This is a genomic window from Sunxiuqinia sp. (assembly GCF_055140945.1).
Window position 1 is genome coordinate 1 of record NZ_JBSQYS010000012.1, and the last position, 19,116, is coordinate 19,116.

The following is a 19,116-nucleotide window of genomic DNA, read 5'->3' on the forward strand; positions in this document are numbered from 1 at the left end:
AGAAACATCTGCTTGACCAGTATGTCTCTCAAAGCGGGTGCAAATATAGACACCTTTTCCGGTCTCACAATACCTTTTGTAATTTATTTTTAATCTTTTCCAGAAGGTGCTCCGGTACGCCCTAAAAAACAATCACTTACCAATGCTTAATATTTTTATACTACTCGACTTGATCAGACAAAATACTTGTTTACCTTCCTCTAAATTCATTCGTTCCATTGATGAGCTGGTAATTTCAACCAAAACCGGGAAGCCAATATCAACCATGCAAAACACCTTTTTGCCAACTCTGTTTATTGAAGTTATTGCCCCTTGTAATTGATTTCTTGTTGAAATAGCATCAACACGATCTAGCGAAAGGCTAATATTTTGTGGAGCAATACTTACTATTAATTGATCATCGGGGACTAATTGCGCCTCAACATCCACCATTAAATAATTGGAAGAGTAATCGGAATAATAATAAAAGGCTGTCATTCCATTGACAACATCTATACTTTGTGCTTTCAACCGAACCGAGTTTATTTCTTCTTGCTGTTGAAGAATTGGACCGACGACGGAATCAAAAAGCAAGTCATAATAGTTTCCACTCCCCAGGATTCGTCCATTACTAATAATCATTAATTGGCTGGTGAGCATTAACAGGTCCGCAATATCGTGACTAACCACCCAGATGGGTAAGCGGTATTTTTCGTGTATTTTTATCAGGAATGGTATTATATTACGTCTCAGTCGCTGGTCAAGCGCTGAAAATGGTTCATCCAACATTAAAACCTCTGGTGAATTTAACAGCATGCGACCAATTGCGATGCGCTGTTTTTCGCCACCGGAACACTGATCTGGCTTTTTACTTAACAAATGATCGATCTCCAGGAGGTCAACCACTTCTTTCAAACTAATGGAAGAATCGGAGTCGTGACCATACAATAAGTTCTTTCGAACGGTCATGTGTGGAAACAGCCGCCCTTCCTGAAAAACCAGCCCTACTTTTCGTTTTCGGGCAGGCACCTTTATTTTGCACGAACGATTATAAAACTCGTGCCCACGAATAATAATCTGCCCGTCGTCGGGAAATTCAATGCCAGCCAAAATTTTTAGCAGCGAAGATTTACCCGAACCAGATGGGCCAAATATGCCGACTATTCCTTCGGGAATAAAATCTTTCATCTGTAGCAGAAAGTTTCCACGCCTGTATTTTATATCGACATAAACCGGTCTGCTCATACTTTGACTGATTTTTGATAGCGACGATTAACCAACTCCGAAGCCAGCATCGCAATAAATGAGATCACAATAGAAATAAGCATCAGGCGAAATGCTTCACCTTCCTTTCCGGGGGTTTGCATGGCCGAGAATAAAGCCAAAGGTATTGTTCGTGTTTCGCCAAAAATATTGCCGGCAAAGGTGATGGTTGCGCCAAACTCGCCCAGGCTACGGGTAAAGCTCAGTAAAAAAGCACTTAATATACCTGGAAAAGCCAATGGAACTGTGATTGTGAAAAATACTTTTACTCGCCCTGCGCCTAAAATTTCGGCGGCATCTTCCAAGCGCTTATCTACCATTTCGATGGCCTGTTTAACAGCCCGAACAGCTAATGGGAACGACACAATAATAGAAGCAACAACGGCCGCAGTGAAACTAAAAGCTATTTTTATTCCGAAATACTCGTTTAAAAATTCGCCCAAGAAGCCGTGAGCACCAAATACCAAAAGCAACACATAACCAGTGGTAACCGGTGGCATTACCATGGGAACATGCAAAAAAGCTTCAACAAAAGCTTTTAGTTTGAAATCCTTTCGAGCCAGAATCCACCCAAAAACAACGGCAAAAGGCAATGAAATAAAAGCGCAGAGTAAGGACACCCTAACTGAAATTGCCAAAGCTGACCACTCTGCGTTTGTTAATCCTATGGATAATAATTCAGTCAATCGATAATAAATGAATAATTGGTTAACACATTATCTGTTTCTGCAGAATAAAGATAATCGTAAAATTGCTTCGCCAAATTTTTATCCGAAATTAGTGCTCGAAAGTATTCTACTGGCTTATGTGTTTCCTCTGGAAAAGTATAAATCACGTTCACCTTTTTCGATTGCAGCGCATCGGTTTTATAGACCACCCCAAAATCAGCTTCTCCTAATTCAACCATCATTAAAGCAGAACGAACATTCTGGCTTTGCAAATACCGATCCTTTATATTGAGTTGGTAATAATCGAAAACCTGCATGGCATACCTGCCTGCCGGCACAAAGCCCGGATCTCCGATCGCAATTTTACTTTCAGAATTCGTCAATAATGAGTCTACCTTTTCAAATTGGAAGTCCTTATTCAGTGGCGAAATCAAAACCAAATCGTTCTTTGCAAAAACAGCTGTTTCTTTCGTCCTTTGTTTTTCCACCAGAAAATCTATCCAGTTTTTATTCGCCGAAAGATACACATCCGCTTCAGCTCCCTGGTCAATTTGACGAGCTAAAGTCCCGGATGCCGCTAAATTCAACTTCACTGTTACGTTATACTCCTGCTCAAACTTTTGAGCGAGTTCAGTCACAACATCAGTCAAACTAGCAGCAGCAAATACCTTAATTTCATTCTCATTAACCTTTCTTGTTCCGTTACACGAAGCAAGAATAAGTAGAGCTAATAATGCGTAAAAGACTCGTTTCATTGTGCTAAAATTAGCAGGATTCTTCTAAAGCCAATACGTTTTTATCAATCCACTCTTTTAAATCTGCAACGAATTTGACCATCCGATCAATTTCATCGTCTGTTGGCTCCAACATTTCAAGCACCTCCAACGAACAGAAATTCATGAACCTATTAAAGAACCGACTTTCATCAGTAAAAGCTTCCGGCACATCATACTTCCTTTTAGTCATGCGCAACATGCTCGAAATGCTTGAGTGCTCGGGTAAATCGTTGTCTTTGGCAATAACTGCCGTTAAAAAACCTTCCAACGAAAGACCGATCATGTTGTAATAAACGAGGTTTCCAAACGGGCGATTCTTCTTTCGTGCGCCTACTATCGTTTTATAATAAGCTGCTGCCTCTTCGTAATAACCATTCCAAGTTTCCATAATTCTAAATTTTAAATTGTATTCCTAAATTGATTCTTCGTTATCTTTTTTTGAATAACGATCTCTAAAAAAAAGGCTCCAGTTTTTTATTCATCCCATTAATAAACTGATCAAACTGCTTTTGAGCTTCATTGTATAATTTCACAATTTGATGTCCTTCAATCGTCAGCTCGGCAAATCCACCACCAACACCACCACGGGCCGAAACGATTAACTTTTGCTTGGCGGCACAATTTAGTTTTACAATCTCGTTGTAAATCTTAGAATACGAAGTTCCCAGTTGCTGCGCGGTACCTGAAATTGATCCGGTTTCGTTAACTGAACAGAGAATTTGCATCCACAAGTGGCACTTTACACCTTCGTCATTCATGTCGAACCAAACAGCACCGTCAATTAAATTCCTTTTCATTTCTGCTCGTTTATTGAATAAGAATTTAAAAGCATCAACGCATCTTCGTAATCCAAGGCTTTTTTGGCTTTATGGGCAATTTCCTTCATCCGAAACATGATGTATTGCAACTGCTCCTTCGAAATAAGAATTCCTTTCGATCGCAAATAATGGTTTAATCCGCCGCTGCCAGAGTGCTTCCCAAAAACCAATTCGGTTTCGCGACCAAAGTCAGCTGGATTGAAAGCCTGGTAACTCAATTCGTTTCGAACCAAACTGCGGCAGTGGATACCTGATTCGTGACGACAAATCATTTCGCCAACAATGGGTTTTGATTCCGGTAATTTGCGAAGCGACAACTCTGAAACCGTTTTACACAGTTCCTGCAACTTATCGAGTTGAATACCACAATCAGACTGTGCTGAAACTTTCATGGCGGCAGCAACTTCTTCTAAACAGGCATTTCCGGCACGTTCTCCCAGTCCGTTCACCGTTAAACTTGATGAAGCACATCCGGCAAGAGCAGCTGAAACCGTGTTTGCTGTGGCCATTCCTAAATCGTTGTGCCCATGAAATTCGAACTCAACACCCGGGAATTCGTGAACTAACCAGCTAAATAAGTCCATTGTAGACATCGGGTTCAACGTACCAACCGTGTCGGCAATACGAATGCGATTAGCTCCTTCGGCTAAGCATGCCGTAATAAATTGGTGTAAAAACGCCCGGTTTGCGCGACTGGCATCCTGTGCTCCAACAGCAACAAAATCGAACCGCTCTCGAGCGAAAGCCATCATCGGTTTGATGCGTTCCATCACCCACTTCCGGTTTTTATCGATCGATACCTGCTGAATGTCCGAAACCGGAAATGAAATATTCATCCGTCCGGCACCCGTTTTTTCGGCTGCGACCATATCTTCTTCGGTTGCACGCCCCCAACAGGTCGATTGAAATCGAAAGCCCGCTTTTACAATTTCGCGAATAACCGTTTGCTCATTCTCCCCCATAATGGGAGTGCCAACCTCCAGTTCCTTCACCCCGGCTTCGTCAAGCAAAGCGGCAATTCTCAGCTTTTCATCAAAGCTAAAAACCACTCCGGGGGCTTGTTCGCCGTCCCGGAGGGTTGTGTCAATTATATGGAGTGATCTAGCGGTCATTTAATCTGCAATCAAATATTCCTCTACTGATTCACCTTCTTCCAGCGCATCCAGAATTTCGTCGATACGCTCTTCAGTGATTCCACCGTACCATAAGTTTAATGGTTGAACCACCATAACTGGTCCTTGCGAGCAAACATTTAAGCATGCAGTTGATGTAACAGCGACATCAATGCCACGGTCATTACATTCTTCCATAATGTATGGAATAAAATCAGAAGCGCCGGTTTTGTTACAAAACCCTTTGGCGTCGCCTGCCACCCGGTACGAGTTGCAAACTAAAATGTGATATTCAGGTTTTTTCATACGATTAAAATTGTTTATTTATAAAGTATCATATGGAACTCGCACTTTAACCATTACCTTTTGTGTATTGACTAAACATGCTCGTTTCATTGTTGAGAATATTTAAAGGTTGATATATTTATTGTTGCCCTGATTTTGTTTCAGGATCTGTTTGATCAAAGTGTCTTTCCAAACTAGATGCAGATCCCGAAATGAATTCGGGATGAATTTGTCTTTTTCGGGAACGGATCATCCGCAACCAGTGCCACTGCCCGAGCACTCGGCTCCACAGCGAAAAACATCTGCCTTTTTAACCGTCTTCAGGCTTTTGCCTTTGTAAATTGCATCCAGACCATCGTCGATCAATCCTGTCATTTCTACTATTTTGATTCCCGAGCGCCCAATAATTGATGAGGGAGAAGGCCCAATTCCTCCGACTAACAAAGCACGGCAATCATCAATACTTTTACCCAGTGCTTCCCAGCGGTTATTTCCTGTTCCGGATGGTGGCGTACGACGCTCTTCAACCAAACGGTAACCCGAAGGTGTTTCCTTGTATATATATAAGGAGTCGGCTTCGCCTAAGTGTTGGTTTACCAACATTCCCTCGTTACTGGCAACTGCCACATATTTGCGAGTTTCATCAACTTCAACCGTCATTTTGGCTACATCGCTCAGCAGTTTCTTTGCTTCCGGATCATCCTGTCCGAGCAAACCAACAGCATCAGCACGACAGCGAGCACAATGAGTCATTGGTTTGATGTGTTGTGCAATTTTAGCACGAACTTCGCGCATGGTAATCGCTGATGGCTCTTCCAAATCTTCGAATGGTGTATCGGCAACCGGATAAAGAGGAATTGCATTCATCAGATCTGCTCCCAGCTCTTTCGACTCTTTGGCAATATCGCCAACCAAATGGTCGTTGATTCCCGGCACAACGATGGTATTGATCTTAACAGTAATACCATACATTTTCAGCATTTTGATAGCTTCCAGTTGTTTTTCCAGCAACACTTTTGCACCTTCCTTCCCAACATATCCGCGCTTGTCTAATCTCACCCAGCTATAAATATCTTTGGTTACTTCAGCATCCAAAGCATTCATGGTAATGGTAACGTGGCTCACTTCTAGTTCTGCCAATTCATCAACATAAGGAGCTACATTCAATCCGTTTGACGAAAGGCATAAAATCATTTCGGGGAACTCTTTACGAATCAAACGTAAAGTAGTCATGGTTTCAACCGGATTAGCAAATGGATCGCCAGGACCTGCAATTCCTACCACTGAAAGATGAGGCATTTTCTCCTTCAACTTAATCAGGTAAGTTAATGCTTGCTCGGGCGACAAGACTTTACTGGTTACTCCCGGACGGCTTTCGTTTACACAGTCATTATCCCTCTTGCAATAATTACATTGAATGTTACATTTGGGAGCCACAGGAAGGTGAACCCGGGCATATTTTCCTTTTGCATCTTTGCTAAAACATGGATGCTTTTCAATATCAATAGAAGTTTTCCGAGCTCCTCTGTGGGAGGGAAACTTCGGGCTCGTTGGTTCTTGAATATTCTGAGTTTTTTTCATCGCTTCATCTCTTTAATTATCAATTTGTCTTCCATATCCAGTAAATACAGCTTCTCTTCTGGCGAAATTGGGATCATCGGGCTCTCCTTCCTGTCCTTTTTCGGTTCCTTATGGACGTTCATGCGTTCCTTACGTCCATCTTTGTATTCCTTAACACCGTTCATCCATTCCTTCAAGCTGTTATTGCGTTCCTTATGGATGCTCGTCTACTCCTTAACGCCATTCATGCGCTCCTTGCGGCTATTTATCGTTGGTCCGAGCAGCCTTGCAGCCAGATTCTACATATACTTATAGCCGACCGAAGAATGGTCTTGTTTATACTCTATCAATGCGTTTACAACTTTATCGAACAGTTCCTGAGTACCCGAATAACCAACATGCTTAATGCGCTGGCCACCGATTCGGTCGTGGATTGGAAATCCACTGCGAATAATTGGAACCTGCAATTCGCGGGCGATGTAATACGCTTTGCTATTTCCCACGAAAAGGTCTGGTTTGTTTTTCTGACACCACTCGTGAATATTTTCGTAGTCGAAATGATTTTTAGCCAGAATCGTCTCTCCCCGCTCGGGGCAATACTTACGAATTTCTGATTCAAGCTTTCCACTTTCGCCACCGGTAGCAGCAAGAACTACGTCAATTCCAATTTCATCAAGGAAAGTAGTCATGGCAATTACAAAATCTTCTTCGCCATAAACCACCGCTTTCTTTCCGAAAATATATTTGTGTCCATCAGCGTAGGAATCGATCAAACGACCACGCTCGCGGTTGTAGCGGGTAGGCATTTTCTTTCCTGAAATTTTCTCCAGAGCGTTGAAAAAAGCATCGCTCAACTTCACCCCTATTGGCAAAGGCATTTGATGATTTTCAACACCAAACTCCTTTTGGAGGTACGATGCAGCAGTCGATGATAAGCTTTTACTTCTGACCCGACCGGAAAGTGATCCTTGATTGATAATTGTGCCAAACTCGATAGAAGCAGCTGCTGAACCACAGGTTTCAATTTCGCTAATTGATGTGCCTCCTTCGGGTATCCGCTTGTAGGATTCCCAAATTGGGTTGTCAAGCGTATCCGAATAGTCGGGAAGCATCACATAATCAAGACCAAAATCAGTTAAAATATATTTTAACTGACGTAAATCTTCGGTAGAAACAAAACCAGGGAACAGGTTCACATGCTCGCCTTTCGCACCTGCTTTGGCAAAAGTTCTCACGGCCGAAGCAACTGCTTCATGAAATCCGTCCATGTGTGATCCCTGGTAGCTAGGGGTCGATGCTGTCACTATGTGAGGTAAATTCTCATGCTTATTATCTTCTTTATAATTGTGCATGTATAAATTAACATCGTCGCCAATCGTTTCTGAAAGGCAAGTGGTGCACATGGCGACCACTTCCGGATTGTATTGTCCAATTACATTGTTAAGAGCTGTATAGCAATTGGCACCGCCACCAAATACGGTCGCTTCTTCCGAAAAGTTCGATGAAGCAATATCAACCGGTTCTTTGTAGTGACTAATCAGGTAGCGACGAATGTAGGTCGCACAGCCTTGTCCACCATGAATGATGGGGACACATCCGCGAATTCCCTTAAATGCTATGCTGGCACCTAGTGGAGCACAGAGCTTACAGGCATTCCGCGTGGCTGTAAATTCTTTTGTAGATTTTAATTTGGGTGCATTTTCAAACATATTCTTCAATTTTTTTGAGTTTCGAGTTGAAAGTTTCGGGTTACGAGTACCGTTTCACCGGCCTTCGTTTTCCCTTTTCCGCCTTTCTACTTCATGAATTGCCAAACCGGACTGCAAACCGAAGCGTGTACTTCCTTTGCAAAATTCAGCATGCCATCGTATCCCGCGAGAGCTTCTTTACGTTCGTGATTGTGATCGCAAAAACCAAGTCCTAATTTGTAAGCGATTGGTCTTTCTTTCACTCCACCGATAAATAAATCGGCTCCGGTTTGTTTCACGAACTCTGAGAGTTCATTTGGATTGGAATCATCAACGATGATGGTTCCTTCATCACACAAGTCTTTCAATAAATCATAATCGTCCTGATTCCCTGTTTGTGAGCCAACCACAACAGCTTTCATTCCGATTAAACGAAGTGCTTTTACCAGAGAGATTGCCTTGAAAGCGCCGCCAACATAAATGGCTGCTTTCTTTCCCTCCAGCTCCTGTCGATACTTTTGCAAAGCAGGCAGCAAAATGCTTAGTTCTTCTTTGACCAGCTTCCGGGCTTTTTCCATCATCTCGTCTGATTTGAAGAATTTGGCCACTTCGTAAAGTGCGTCCGACATATCTTCAATTCCGAAATAGGAAACTTTCATAAACGGAATACCGTATTTTTCTTTCATTCCTTTTGCCAGGCCAATCATCGATCCTGAACATTGCACAACATTTAACTGAGCCGTGTGCGCTTTGCGAACATCATCTATCCGTCCGTCGCCTGTCATGCAGGCAACCATGTTCACACCCATTTTTTTGTAGTATTCTGACAACATCCAGAGTTCTCCAGCCAAGTTAAAATCTCCAAGAATGTTAATACTGTGTTCCGGTGCTTTATAGGTCGTGTCGGTACCCATTAGTTTTGCTAAAGCATCGCAAGCTACTTTGTAGCCATCCTTTTTACTTCCTGCGAAACCTGCTGCCATTACCGGAATAACATCGATGCCTTTTTCGCGTGTAACCCGTCTACACACAGCTTCAACATCGTCGCCGATTACTCCAACTATACAGGTTCCATAAACAAATGCGCCTTTGGGTTTGTATAGGTCAATCAAACTAACCAAGGCGTTATACAGTCGTTCTTCGCCACCAAAAACGACTTCTTTTTCTTTTAAATCCGTGGTGAAACTCAACCGGTGAAGTTGTGGTCCGGAAGACAGAGAACCACGAATATCCCAAGTGTAAGCAGCACAACCAACCGGCCCATGAATTAAATGCAAGGCATCGGCAATGGGGTACAACACAACACGTGATCCGCAGAATACACATGCCCGCTGACTGACCGATCCGGCCACACTGGCTTTACCACAAGCGATTTTTGCATCGCTATTCCCTTTTGTGAGAATTTGGTTTTGCCTGTCTTTTATAAATGTATTCATCTGTTTAATCTTTAGAAGAAAAGGGGGCTGCGGGTAGCCCCCTTTCTTATTTGACATTATGAAGAACATGTTTAGAGGGATGTCTCCCTGAAGATCCTTCCATTTTGGCTGAAGAGAAGGATGTCTTATATATAGAGATAGATGTAAAGATTACATGACGAGTTCGAAAGACTCCTCGATAGTTGTTGCATCGATTTTATCCATGATGCCACTCAGGATTTTTTCTACAATACGCAAACCTCCCAGGTAACCTACCGTTGGGAAATAACTGTGCCCGATACGGTCGATGATTGGGAATCCCATGCGAACGAATGGTATGTTCTCATCGCGAGCGATGTATTTTCCATAGGTGTTACCAATAATCATATCAACCGGCTCTTCTTTAATCCACTGGTGCATCAACAGCATATCTGCTTGAGGTCCGTTTTTGTATTTGGCCTCCGGGCAACGACCTGCGAATACTTCTTCCATTCTCTTCGTGAAGGCTTTTCCTGGAGTTCCTGAAACAGTGTAAACTGGTTTCATATCCATATCCAACAAGAATTCAACTAATGGAATAATGTTATCCGGGTCACCGAAAACAGCTACGCGTTTTCCGTATAGGTACTGGTGCATATCTGTGATGGCGTCAACCAGACGTCCGCGCTCATCGGCAATGCTTTCAGGAATTGAAACTTTACCGGCAGTTGCTAAAACCTGAATAAAACGGTCAGTTGCTTTCAATCCAATTGGAAGGTCAGTGATATCATAGGAAACTTTACACTTATTGTCCAACATTTTGGCCGCTTTTTCAGTTCCCCATGCTCCTAGTCCAACAGTTTTCATGCTATCACCCATGCTAACCATTTCAGAAATAGTTGTACCACCTTTAGGGTACATTTCGTATTTTCCCACCATTGGAGTATCCAATACATCCGAAGTATCTGGCAGAAGTACAGATTTAACTTTCATTAATTCCGTGATTCTTTTCAACTCGCGCATGTCAGAAGGTTCTACCCAACCAGACAACAAGTTTATTTGCTTAATTTTATCGTCCGTTTTTTCTGCGAAGTATTTTGCAAATGCTTCCAACATGTTGGCATAACCTGTGACGTGAGATCCAACGTAAGAAGGCGTTGAAGCCTGAATTACGTGTCTTCCTTCCGGAATTCTACCATCATCTCTTGCTTTCGCTACGATTTGGCCGAGGTCATCACCAATTGTTTCAGACAAACACGTTGAGTGAACAGCGATGATTTCAGGTTCGTAAATTCCGAAGATATTGTCAACCGCTGTTAGCAAGTTGGCTTGTCCTCCAAATACGGAAGCACCCTCGGTAAATGAACTTGTTGCAGCCATTACCGGCTCTTTGTAGTGACGGGTTAATGCACTTCTGTGATAAGAACAGCATCCCTGCGAACCATGACTATGTGGTAAACATCCGTGCACTCCTAGTGCGGCGTACATTGCTCCTACCGGTTGGCAAGTTTTTGCCGGGTTAACGGTTAGGGCTTTCCGCTCTCTTACTTGATCTGTTGTATGTTTTAATAACATGATAATTCCTCCTGATTTTTATGCGTCAATAGTCATACTTCCAACGATCTCAGGCTCATTTTTCCATGGTGTATCTACCAATTTCCAAATGTTTGTAGCCAACATACGTTGCATTTCTTTGTAGAAGTTAATTGCACCATCAAAGGCCGTGTAAGGACCACCGTAATCATAAGAGTGCAACTGTTTTAGAGGGACGCCATATTTTTGAACAACGTATTTCTCTTTAATACCGGCACAAAATACATCTGGCTTGTAGAATTCAATCAGCTTCTCAGTTTCCCAGTGGTTTACATCATCGATAACCAATGCGTTTTTGCTCATCTCAGGCATCATACCAACATAATCGCTGAATTTGTATCCGGCTTTTTCAAGCTCTGCTTTTTTGGTAGCTAAATCGTCGCGGAACAGTTCTTCATCTTTCGTAACTGTAATTTCTTCGATGTTACGGGTATCAGCATCAATCTTGATGTTTGGAATTACCTCACGTCCTTCGTAGTCATCACGGTGAGCAAACTCATATCCGGCAGAAACAACGTTGATTCCAAGTTCTTTGAAAAGATCTTGATAATGGTGAGCACGAGAACCTCCCACAAACATCATGGCTAATTTACCTTCAACTGATGGTTTAACCTCTTGACGAACAGCTTCTACTTTAGCCATTTCGCGTGCGCAGATCTCATCAACTTTAGCGGTCAATTCAGCATCACCAAAATACTCGGCAATTTTCTTCATTGATTTCACCGTTGACTCGGCACCAACAAAGCTCACTTTGATCCACGGAATACCGTATTTCTCTTCCATCATCTCGGCGATGTAGTTGATGGAACGGTGACACATGACCATGTTCAAGTCGGCCGTGTGTGAATACTCCATACTTTCGATGGTTGAATTACCTGAGAAAGTAGACAATAATTCGATTCCGGCTTCTTCGAATAATGCTTCAATTTCGAAAGCATCACCACCAATGTTGTACTCACCCAATAAGTTCACCTGGAATTTACCAGCACGGTCGCGGTCGTTCAACCCAACTACGTTTTTGAATACGCCGTTGTTAGCAATGTGGTGACCTGCAGACTGAGATACACCGCGATAACCTTCGCAACTGAATCCGAAGATATTGATTCCTAATTCTTCTTTCATTTCACGTGAAACAGCGTGAACGTCGTCACCAATCAAACCAACCGGACAAGTTGAGAAAATACCGATTGCTTTAGGCTTGAACATTTCGAACGCTTCGCGAACTGCTTCTTTCAATTTTACTTCTCCACCGAAAACGATGTTTTCATCTTGCATATCAGTTGAGAAACAGTAGTTGATGAAGTTATCACCACCCTCTGGAACACGTGTTTGGTTACGACGTGTTAACCAAGCGTAGAAACTACATCCGATTGGTCCGTGCACCAAGTTAATGATGTCACGGGTGGGCCCCAGTACTACCCCTTTACATCCGGCGTAAGTACAACCACGTTGTGTAATGATACCAGGAACCGTTCTTACGTTAGCAAGGATTTCCTTAGTTCCCGCTTCCGGTTCATTAATAACCATTGACCTGGCACGCTTTTTAGCGACTTTGCGGGGATATTTTTTCAGAATCTCTTCTTTGAGTTCCGAAGGATCTGGTAATCCGTTTGTATAATCTATTTTTTTAGCCATAACTTTTCAATTTTATCAAAGTATTGTTGTACCAGTCTCACCGGTGCGGACACGCATGGCATCACCCAGAGGCAATACAAAGATTTTTCCGTCGCCTGGATTTGAAGTCTGGTTCACTTCGATGATGGTGTCAATTGTTGTTTGAACGTTTTCATCAGAAACAGCAATGTTTAAAACACGCTGAGGTCTGAGTCTTGGTTCTTTTCCAAGAAGTTCTAATGCCTCAGGTTGGTCGTTTTTAACACCTTCCAAAACTTTAGCATCCCAAAGTCCCTTCCCACGTCCGAAAACTTTTCCTGTTGCAGTCATTGATGAAATTCCTGCTTCAGTCAATGCCTTTTTTGTGGCGTTCATTTTATCAATGCGTATAATCGCTAATATCATTTTCATAGTCCTGGATTTTTTAGGGTTTATAACTCTTTCGATCCGCGACTAATGGTATAAGCTTCATCTACTGGGGTCACAAAGATTTTTCCGTCACCAAAAGCTCCTTTTGGAGTTGTAATTGCAGCGTCCATGATTGCTTTAAGAGCAAAGTCTTTGTCTTCGTCGTTTACTACAACGATCAACATTTCCTTTGGCAGCTCATCGTAAGTAACATCACCAATCTTGATACCACGTTGTTTTCCGCGACCGACGACTGGAATTTTTGTAACCGCAGGGTAACCAGCTTCAAAAAGCGCTGTCAATACTTTACTTGATTTTTCGGGGCGGATAATTGCTCTGATCATTAACATATCTGTGTTCTCCTATTTTTTTCGTTAGTTGACTATAAATGAAGGGGCGGGGTGATAAATTAGTTGCTGATACCGAAGTCGATCAACAGCTTTTCCAATGTTTCCATTTCTAATGGCTCTGGTATAACGAACAATTCGTTGGCGTCGATTGCAGCAGCAAGTTGAGCATACTCAGCAGCCTGTGGGTGATCAGGAGCGAATTCAATTACTGTCTTCCGGTTGATCTCAGCTTGTTGAACCATGTTGTCGCGAGGTACAAAGTGAATCATTTGAGTTCCCAATTGACGAGCAAGCTCTTCAATCATTTCACGTTCGTGATCTACTTTACGAGAATTACAAATCAGTCCACCTAAGCGTACAGTACCTGCCTGAGCGTATTTCTTAATACCTTTACAGATGTTGTTTGCAGCGTACATCGCCATCATCTCACCAGAAACTACAATGTAGATTTCTTCAGCTTTACCATCACGAATAGGCATTGCGAAACCACCACATACAACATCACCTAGTACATCATAAAACGTATAGTCAGTTTCGTATTTTTCATCCCATGCACCCAATTGTTCCAACAGGTTAATTGAAGTAATGATACCACGACCGGCACATCCTACACCTGGCTCAGGACCACCTGATTCAACACAACGAACATTGCCATAACCTCTTTTGATTACATCATCAATTTCAACATCTTCACCTTCTTCACGAAGTGTATCCAAAACTGTTTTTTGAGCTAAACCACCTAATAAAAGACGGGTTGAATCCGCCTTGGGATCACATCCTACAACGATTATATTTTTACCCATTTTTACTAATCCGGCTACTGTGTTTTGAGTTGTGGTAGATTTACCAATACCACCTTTTCCGTAAATTGCTATCTTTCTCATCTTTTAAAATTTTAGAGGGTTTATATTTTTCTCTTTGCTCTCCCCCTTAACGAGAAGGATGCCAAAACTCCAATAGAGGAATCCAATGACACCATAAACAAAATCTATATTCTTGATTTTATGAAACTTAAACCCAGCACACTTTTTTGGCACGGCTTTTCACACCTTCCGGATTTCCTACATTTTTGTAAGAAGCCCCTATTTCAACTACATTTCATGTTAAAAAGCATAAAGCCCTAATTTTAGGGCGTTAGGAAGGTGTTAATATAGGCTTAACCTACATTTATGTGGGAAACAGCGATTCTGGAAAATGAGTGCTCCGGCTAGATTCTGCTTCTTTTTAAATCCGAGCTCACTATGCCTGGAAAAAAAAAGAAAATTCTTAAAGCTGACTATCCCCGAGGCAAAGTCTCCTGGAATTAGTTGATTGAAAAAGATCCCCAAAAGTTTACCACTCCCTTATTAAGAGAGATCTTCTTTTTTGATCATGTTGGATTGTCCGATACAATTCTTATCTTTTCAAAAAAACAAATCACATCTATGGGTATGCTCATCTTTTATCTGGTATTGGCATTGGGAATTTCATTTTTGTGTTCCATTCTTGAGTCAGTGCTTCTTTCGGTCAACATGTCTTACATCTATTTGAAAGAGGAAGATGGTAGTCCGTCTGCGAAAGTTTTGAAAAAACTAAAGAACCAGATCGACCGCCCTCTCGCAGCAATCTTAACTTTAAATACAATGGCTCATACTATTGGTGCAGCAGGTGTTGGATCGGAAGCCACCAAGTTGTTCGGTGAAGTTTATTTTGGAATCATTTCAGCCGTACTCACGATCCTAATTCTGGTATTCTCCGAAATCATTCCCAAAACGATTGGCGCTCAATTTTGGCGAGAGCTTTCAATGCCTTCCGCCAGAATTATACAGGTGCTTATCGTTATCACCTATCCGCTGGTATTACTGACCGAATTTATAACGAAGCTAATTTCGAAAGAGAATAAAAAAGAATCCGTTAGTCGGGAAGAAGTGGCCATGCTGGCATCTCTGGGGCTGGATGAAGGTATTTTTAAAGAAACTGAAAGCAAAATAATCATCAACCTGATCCGGTTAAGAGACATCAAAGTGAAAGACATCATGACTCCCCGAACCGTTATGCTTACAGCCGCTGAAACTATGACACTTGCGGAATTTTTCGGACAGGAAAACTTTTTTCAGTTTTCACGCATTCCTATTTTCCAGGAAAGTATTGATAAAATATCCGGTTATGTATTAAAACAAGATGTGATGGAAAAACTGGCTGCCGGCGAAAATAACAATGAGATTAAAAACCTGAAAAGGGATATTATTGTGAGCTACGAAAATATTACAGTTCCAGTACTTTTCGAAAAGCTACTTTTCAAAAAAGAACATATCTCCCTGATTATAAATGAATACGGCGGAACAGAAGGATTGGTAACGATGGAAGATATTATTGAAACGATCTTGGGGCTTGAAATCACCGACGAAAGAGACATTCAAACCGACATGCAAGAACTAGCTCGCGAGCGTTGGGCAAAACGGACTAAGCACATTAATATTAAGTGAGAAACAGCGACAAACAATGGGGTAATAATAGCCTATTTTAACACTAAAAGTCTTTAAAACAGCAAGCTATGCAGACGCGCCAGCTAATACCTGTTAATACTTAAATATTTATTGCTCATTTGGTACTATATTTGGCAGAATAGACCTAATTTTAGGTTTGAAAATCGTTTTAATGATTGATTTATGCGCATAAAACTATCTATCCTATTTCTATTTCTTTTCCTGACAGGTTTTTCACAGGTAGCCCCCAAACGAGAATTTAGAGGAGCCTGGGTCGCAACGGTAAATAATATTGACTGGCCTTCAAAGGCAGGGATGAGCGCAGCGCGGCAACAATACGAAGCGATCGCGATACTTAACCTTCTTCAAAAAACGGGGATGAATGCCGTAATTCTGCAAATTCGTCCTTGTTCCGACAGCTTTTACCCATCAGATCTTGAACCCTGGTCCAGATACCTGTCCGGGAAGCCCGGAGAGGACCCAGGCTATGATCCGTTGCAATTTTGGATTGAACAATGTCACCTGAGAAATATGGAGTTCCATGCCTGGATAAATCCGTTCAGAGTCGCTCTGAAATACGATGAACCGTTGGCTTCAAACCACATTGCTTTTCAACATAAGGACTGGGTACTCAAATATGGTAATTCACTGTACTTTGATGCCGGCATGCCGGAAGCCCGACAATTTATCACGGACGTGGTCGTTGATATTGTCCGCCGATATGACATTGATGCCATCCACTTTGACGACTATTTTTATCCCTACCCGATTATTGGAGAAGCCTTTCCCGATAGCACTTCTTTTAAAGAGCATGGTGGAAATTTTGCCGAAAATCAACTTGAAGACTGGCGGAGAAATAATGTTGATCTAACGATTGAAAAATTGAGCAATGCCGTCAAATCCGTCAAGCCATGGGTGAAATTTGGAATTAGCCCGTTTGGTGTCTGGCGTAACATTGCAAATGATCCACTTGGCTCGAAAACATCAGCTGGCAATACCAATTACGACCACCTGTATGCCGATGTCGTCAAATGGATGAAGAATGGCTGGGTTGATTACTTGATGCCTCAAATTTATTGGTACATTGGACATCCGGCAGCCGACTTTGAAACACTCTGCCACTGGTGGAAATTACATACCTACGAACGAGCCCTGTATGTTGGCCATGCACTTTATAAAATAAACCCATCATCATCGATCATTGAGTGGCAACAAGCCGACCAACTACCCAAACAGGTCAGACTCACGCGCAAAATACCGGAAATACAAGGAAGTGCTTTTTTTAGTGCCCACCATTTTTATCGCGACATGATTGGGTTTCAAGATACCCTGGAAAATCAGCTCTATAAGTATCCGGCGTTAATTCCTGAAATGCCTTGGATTGACAACCAGGCACCGCCGGAACCACGAAAAGTGAAAAAAGGATGGGGAAAAGTACTGAAATGGAAAAAAGACAAATCAGAAATTGAGTTGGATAAGACAAATCGTTACATCGTATACAGGAATAAAGTTGGACAACAATTTGACCCCAATGACCCGCGATTTATTTTCAAAATAACTCCGGAGAACAAGATTCACCTCACAAAGAAAGACAATGAGGTGGAATATGAATTCAGGGTTTCTGCGCTCGATAGGCTGAACAATGAAAGTAAAATCTCGAATCCTGTTATTATTAAATTGTAATTAATGACTCAGCAAATTGATTGTTTTATTGCTTTCACGGGCCAATCAGAAACACAAGATGTAATCAATCAACTTCGTAAATCGAAACAGGTTCAATCTATTTTTGTGATTAGCACTGAAAAGCAAAACCTGACAGGAGCCGAATTAATACTTGCCGACCAGATTTATTCAACCGACTGCATCAATAAAATTGCAGAAGCGACAACAAATCAATATGCATTTCTGGCTCTTCAAAATACCAAATTGGGTTTTGGGCAGTTCCCAATCGAACGACTTCTTCAACTAGCACATGCGAGCCAGGCAAGCATGTGCTATTCCGATTATACCGAAATGAAAGAAGGCGTCCGGTCAAATCATCTGGTAATTGATTATCAACTGGGAAGCCTTCGCGACGATTTTAACTTTGGGCCCGTTCAACTATATCGCAACGATGTGTTGAAAGCATTTTTTGCAGAAAAACATCCCGATTGGAAACAGGCCGGATATTACGCCTTGCGTTTACAAGCTTCGAGAATGGGCGACATTTGCCGTGTGCCTGAATTTTTAGTGAGCATGACCGAAACCGACATCCGCAAATCGGGCGAAAAGCAATTTGATTACGTGAGTGACAATGCCCGCGAAAAACAAATTGAAATGGAGCAAGCCTGCACGAAGCATTTAAAGGCAATTGGAGGTTTTCTGCAACATCCGTTCAAGTCAGTTCATTTTGAAGGCGAGTTTCCGGTTGAAGCCACCGTGGTTATTCCTGTTCGCAACCGGATTAAAACGATTCAGGATGCCGTAGATTCGGTGCTGAAACAAAAAACCAAATTCCCATTCAACCTGATTGTTGTTGATAATCATTCGACTGACGGAACAACAGAGCTATTGAGCAAATATGAAGATGAACGCCTGATACATGTAATTCCTGAATCAAATAGCTTAGGGATTGGTGGCTGCTGGAACGAAGCAGTTTTCCACCCATTATGCGGAAGATTTGCCGTCCAGTTAGATAGTGATGATCTGTATTACGACGAAAGTACCTTGCAACAGGTGGTCGATAAATTTTACGAGGAGCAATGTGCCATGGTCATTGGATCGTACCAAATGTGTGACTTTCAATTGGAGGAAATTCCTCCCGGCCTGATTGACCACAAAGAATGGACTGCTGAGAATGGACCAAACAATGCCCTTCGGATAAACGGACTTGGAGCACCGCGTGCTTTTTACACTCCTGTGTTGCGAAATATCCGCATTCCAAACACCAGTTACGGCGAGGATTATGCGGTAGGTCTGGCTATTTCCAGAACCTATAAAATAGGCCGTATTTACAATCCGATTTACCGCTGCCGACGTTGGGAAGAAAACTCGGATGCTTCGCTGGATATTGTCAAACAAAATACGCACAATGCATACAAAGACAGCCTGCGGACTTTTGAGTTGAAAGCGCGCATCAAACAAAACAACGAAAACCACTGATA

19 protein-coding genes are annotated in these 19,116 nt (G+C 42.1%); 3 read left to right on the forward strand and 16 right to left on the reverse strand.

The window, feature by feature from the left end; translation table 11 throughout:
* Nucleotides 1-132: 132 nt before the first annotated feature.
* The 16 genes from modC to nifH form a co-directional block, all read right to left on the reverse strand.
* Nucleotides 133-1,224, reverse strand: a complete 1,092-nt coding sequence (gene modC / locus ACTB00_RS07485) for a molybdenum ABC transporter ATP-binding protein (RefSeq protein ID WP_463299290.1) — start codon at nt 1,222-1,224, stop codon at nt 133-135.
* A complete protein-coding gene (modB, locus tag ACTB00_RS07490; RefSeq protein WP_463299291.1) occupies nt 1,221-1,928 on the reverse strand; it encodes a molybdate ABC transporter permease subunit in 708 nt (235 codons plus the stop codon). The genes modC and modB overlap by 4 nt, the downstream gene beginning before the upstream one ends.
* A complete protein-coding gene (gene modA, locus ACTB00_RS07495; protein WP_463299292.1) occupies nt 1,925-2,665 on the reverse strand; it encodes a molybdate ABC transporter substrate-binding protein in 741 nt (246 codons plus the stop codon). The genes modB and modA overlap by 4 nt, the downstream gene beginning before the upstream one ends.
* 10 nt (nt 2,666-2,675) lie before the next feature.
* Nucleotides 2,676-3,074, reverse strand: a complete 399-nt coding sequence (locus ACTB00_RS07500; RefSeq protein WP_463299293.1) for a hypothetical protein — start codon at nt 3,072-3,074, stop codon at nt 2,676-2,678.
* A gap of 64 nt (nt 3,075-3,138) precedes the next feature.
* Nucleotides 3,139-3,483, reverse strand: a complete 345-nt coding sequence (locus tag ACTB00_RS07505) for a winged helix-turn-helix domain-containing protein (protein ID WP_463299294.1) — start codon at nt 3,481-3,483, stop codon at nt 3,139-3,141.
* A complete protein-coding gene (locus tag ACTB00_RS07510; protein WP_463299295.1) occupies nt 3,480-4,616 on the reverse strand; it encodes a homocitrate synthase/isopropylmalate synthase family protein in 1,137 nt (378 codons plus the stop codon). The genes ACTB00_RS07505 and ACTB00_RS07510 overlap by 4 nt, the downstream gene beginning before the upstream one ends.
* A complete protein-coding gene (locus tag ACTB00_RS07515) occupies nt 4,617-4,922 on the reverse strand; it encodes a (2Fe-2S) ferredoxin domain-containing protein (RefSeq protein WP_321286459.1) in 306 nt (101 codons plus the stop codon).
* 228 nt (nt 4,923-5,150) lie between these two features.
* A complete protein-coding gene (locus ACTB00_RS07520) occupies nt 5,151-6,482 on the reverse strand; it encodes a radical SAM protein (RefSeq protein WP_463299296.1) in 1,332 nt (443 codons plus the stop codon).
* Entirely contained in the window at nt 6,479-6,646 is a 168-nt protein-coding gene (locus ACTB00_RS07525; RefSeq protein ID WP_463299297.1) for a hypothetical protein, read from the reverse strand. Before ACTB00_RS07525 ends, ACTB00_RS07520 begins: the two co-directional genes overlap by 4 nt.
* A 114-nt stretch (nt 6,647-6,760) precedes the next feature.
* Nucleotides 6,761-8,170: a nitrogenase component 1 gene (locus ACTB00_RS07530; RefSeq protein ID WP_463299298.1), complete on the reverse strand. Its 1,410-nt coding sequence runs from the start codon at nt 8,168-8,170 to the stop codon at nt 6,761-6,763.
* A gap of 86 nt (nt 8,171-8,256) precedes the next feature.
* Nucleotides 8,257-9,585, reverse strand: a complete 1,329-nt coding sequence (gene nifE, locus ACTB00_RS07535; protein ID WP_463299299.1) for a nitrogenase iron-molybdenum cofactor biosynthesis protein NifE — start codon at nt 9,583-9,585, stop codon at nt 8,257-8,259.
* A 150-nt stretch (nt 9,586-9,735) separates the two neighbouring features.
* Nucleotides 9,736-11,118: a nitrogenase molybdenum-iron protein subunit beta gene (nifK, locus tag ACTB00_RS07540; protein ID WP_463299300.1), complete on the reverse strand. Its 1,383-nt coding sequence runs from the start codon at nt 11,116-11,118 to the stop codon at nt 9,736-9,738.
* A gap of 18 nt (nt 11,119-11,136) precedes the next feature.
* A complete protein-coding gene (gene nifD, locus ACTB00_RS07545) occupies nt 11,137-12,771 on the reverse strand; it encodes a nitrogenase molybdenum-iron protein alpha chain (RefSeq protein WP_463299301.1) in 1,635 nt (544 codons plus the stop codon).
* A 15-nt stretch (nt 12,772-12,786) separates the two neighbouring features.
* Nucleotides 12,787-13,161, reverse strand: a complete 375-nt coding sequence (locus tag ACTB00_RS07550; protein ID WP_463299302.1) for a P-II family nitrogen regulator — start codon at nt 13,159-13,161, stop codon at nt 12,787-12,789.
* Between the two features lie 20 nt (nt 13,162-13,181).
* On the reverse strand, nt 13,182-13,502 hold the full coding sequence (locus ACTB00_RS07555; protein ID WP_463299303.1) for a P-II family nitrogen regulator: 321 nt from the start codon (nt 13,500-13,502) through the stop codon (nt 13,182-13,184).
* 65 nt (nt 13,503-13,567) lie between these two features.
* A complete protein-coding gene (gene nifH, locus ACTB00_RS07560) occupies nt 13,568-14,392 on the reverse strand; it encodes a nitrogenase iron protein (RefSeq protein ID WP_463299304.1) in 825 nt (274 codons plus the stop codon).
* A gap of 540 nt (nt 14,393-14,932) precedes the next feature.
* Between nifH and ACTB00_RS07565 the strand changes: the two genes are divergently transcribed.
* The 3 genes from ACTB00_RS07565 (at nt 14,933) to ACTB00_RS07575 (ending at nt 19,114) form a co-directional block, all read left to right on the forward strand.
* Nucleotides 14,933-15,973, forward strand: coding sequence for a CNNM domain-containing protein (locus ACTB00_RS07565; protein ID WP_463299305.1), 1,041 nt, complete (start codon nt 14,933-14,935; stop codon nt 15,971-15,973).
* A gap of 183 nt (nt 15,974-16,156) precedes the next feature.
* Nucleotides 16,157-17,656 (forward strand): glycoside hydrolase family 10 protein, encoded by a 1,500-nt coding sequence (locus ACTB00_RS07570; RefSeq protein ID WP_463299306.1) that lies wholly within the window; start codon nt 16,157-16,159, stop codon nt 17,654-17,656.
* A gap of 3 nt (nt 17,657-17,659) precedes the next feature.
* Nucleotides 17,660-19,114: a glycosyltransferase family 2 protein gene (locus tag ACTB00_RS07575; RefSeq protein ID WP_463299307.1), complete on the forward strand. Its 1,455-nt coding sequence runs from the start codon at nt 17,660-17,662 to the stop codon at nt 19,112-19,114.
* Nucleotides 19,115-19,116: the final 2 nt, after the last annotated feature.

Bases quoted from the DNA above. Each gene is read 5' to 3' on its own strand.
- modC (WP_463299290.1), bottom strand. From the start codon at position 1,224: ATGAGCAGACCGGTTTATGTCGATATAAAATACAGGCGTGGAAACTTT.
- modA (WP_463299292.1), bottom strand. From the start codon at position 2,665: ATGAAACGAGTCTTTTACGCATTATTAGCTCTACTTATTCTTGCTTCG.
- ACTB00_RS07500 (WP_463299293.1), bottom strand. From the start codon at position 3,074: ATGGAAACTTGGAATGGTTATTACGAAGAGGCAGCAGCTTATTATAAA.
- ACTB00_RS07505 (WP_463299294.1), bottom strand. From the start codon at position 3,483: ATGAAAAGGAATTTAATTGACGGTGCTGTTTGGTTCGACATGAATGAC.
- ACTB00_RS07510 (WP_463299295.1), bottom strand. From the start codon at position 4,616: ATGACCGCTAGATCACTCCATATAATTGACACAACCCTCCGGGACGGC.
- ACTB00_RS07515 (WP_321286459.1), bottom strand. From the start codon at position 4,922: ATGAAAAAACCTGAATATCACATTTTAGTTTGCAACTCGTACCGGGTG.
- ACTB00_RS07520 (WP_463299296.1), bottom strand. From the start codon at position 6,482: ATGAAAAAAACTCAGAATATTCAAGAACCAACGAGCCCGAAGTTTCCC.
- ACTB00_RS07525 (WP_463299297.1), bottom strand. From the start codon at position 6,646: ATGAACGGTGTTAAGGAATACAAAGATGGACGTAAGGAACGCATGAAC.
- ACTB00_RS07530 (WP_463299298.1), bottom strand. From the start codon at position 8,170: ATGTTTGAAAATGCACCCAAATTAAAATCTACAAAAGAATTTACAGCC.
- nifE (WP_463299299.1), bottom strand. From the start codon at position 9,585: ATGAATACATTTATAAAAGACAGGCAAAACCAAATTCTCACAAAAGGG.
- nifK (WP_463299300.1), bottom strand. From the start codon at position 11,118: ATGTTATTAAAACATACAACAGATCAAGTAAGAGAGCGGAAAGCCCTA.
- nifD (WP_463299301.1), bottom strand. From the start codon at position 12,771: ATGGCTAAAAAAATAGATTATACAAACGGATTACCAGATCCTTCGGAA.
- ACTB00_RS07550 (WP_463299302.1), bottom strand. From the start codon at position 13,161: ATGAAAATGATATTAGCGATTATACGCATTGATAAAATGAACGCCACA.
- ACTB00_RS07555 (WP_463299303.1), bottom strand. From the start codon at position 13,502: ATGATCAGAGCAATTATCCGCCCCGAAAAATCAAGTAAAGTATTGACA.
- nifH (WP_463299304.1), bottom strand. From the start codon at position 14,392: ATGAGAAAGATAGCAATTTACGGAAAAGGTGGTATTGGTAAATCTACC.
- ACTB00_RS07565 (WP_463299305.1), top strand. From the start codon at position 14,933: ATGGGTATGCTCATCTTTTATCTGGTATTGGCATTGGGAATTTCATTT.
- ACTB00_RS07570 (WP_463299306.1), top strand. From the start codon at position 16,157: ATGCGCATAAAACTATCTATCCTATTTCTATTTCTTTTCCTGACAGGT.
- ACTB00_RS07575 (WP_463299307.1), top strand. From the start codon at position 17,660: ATGACTCAGCAAATTGATTGTTTTATTGCTTTCACGGGCCAATCAGAA.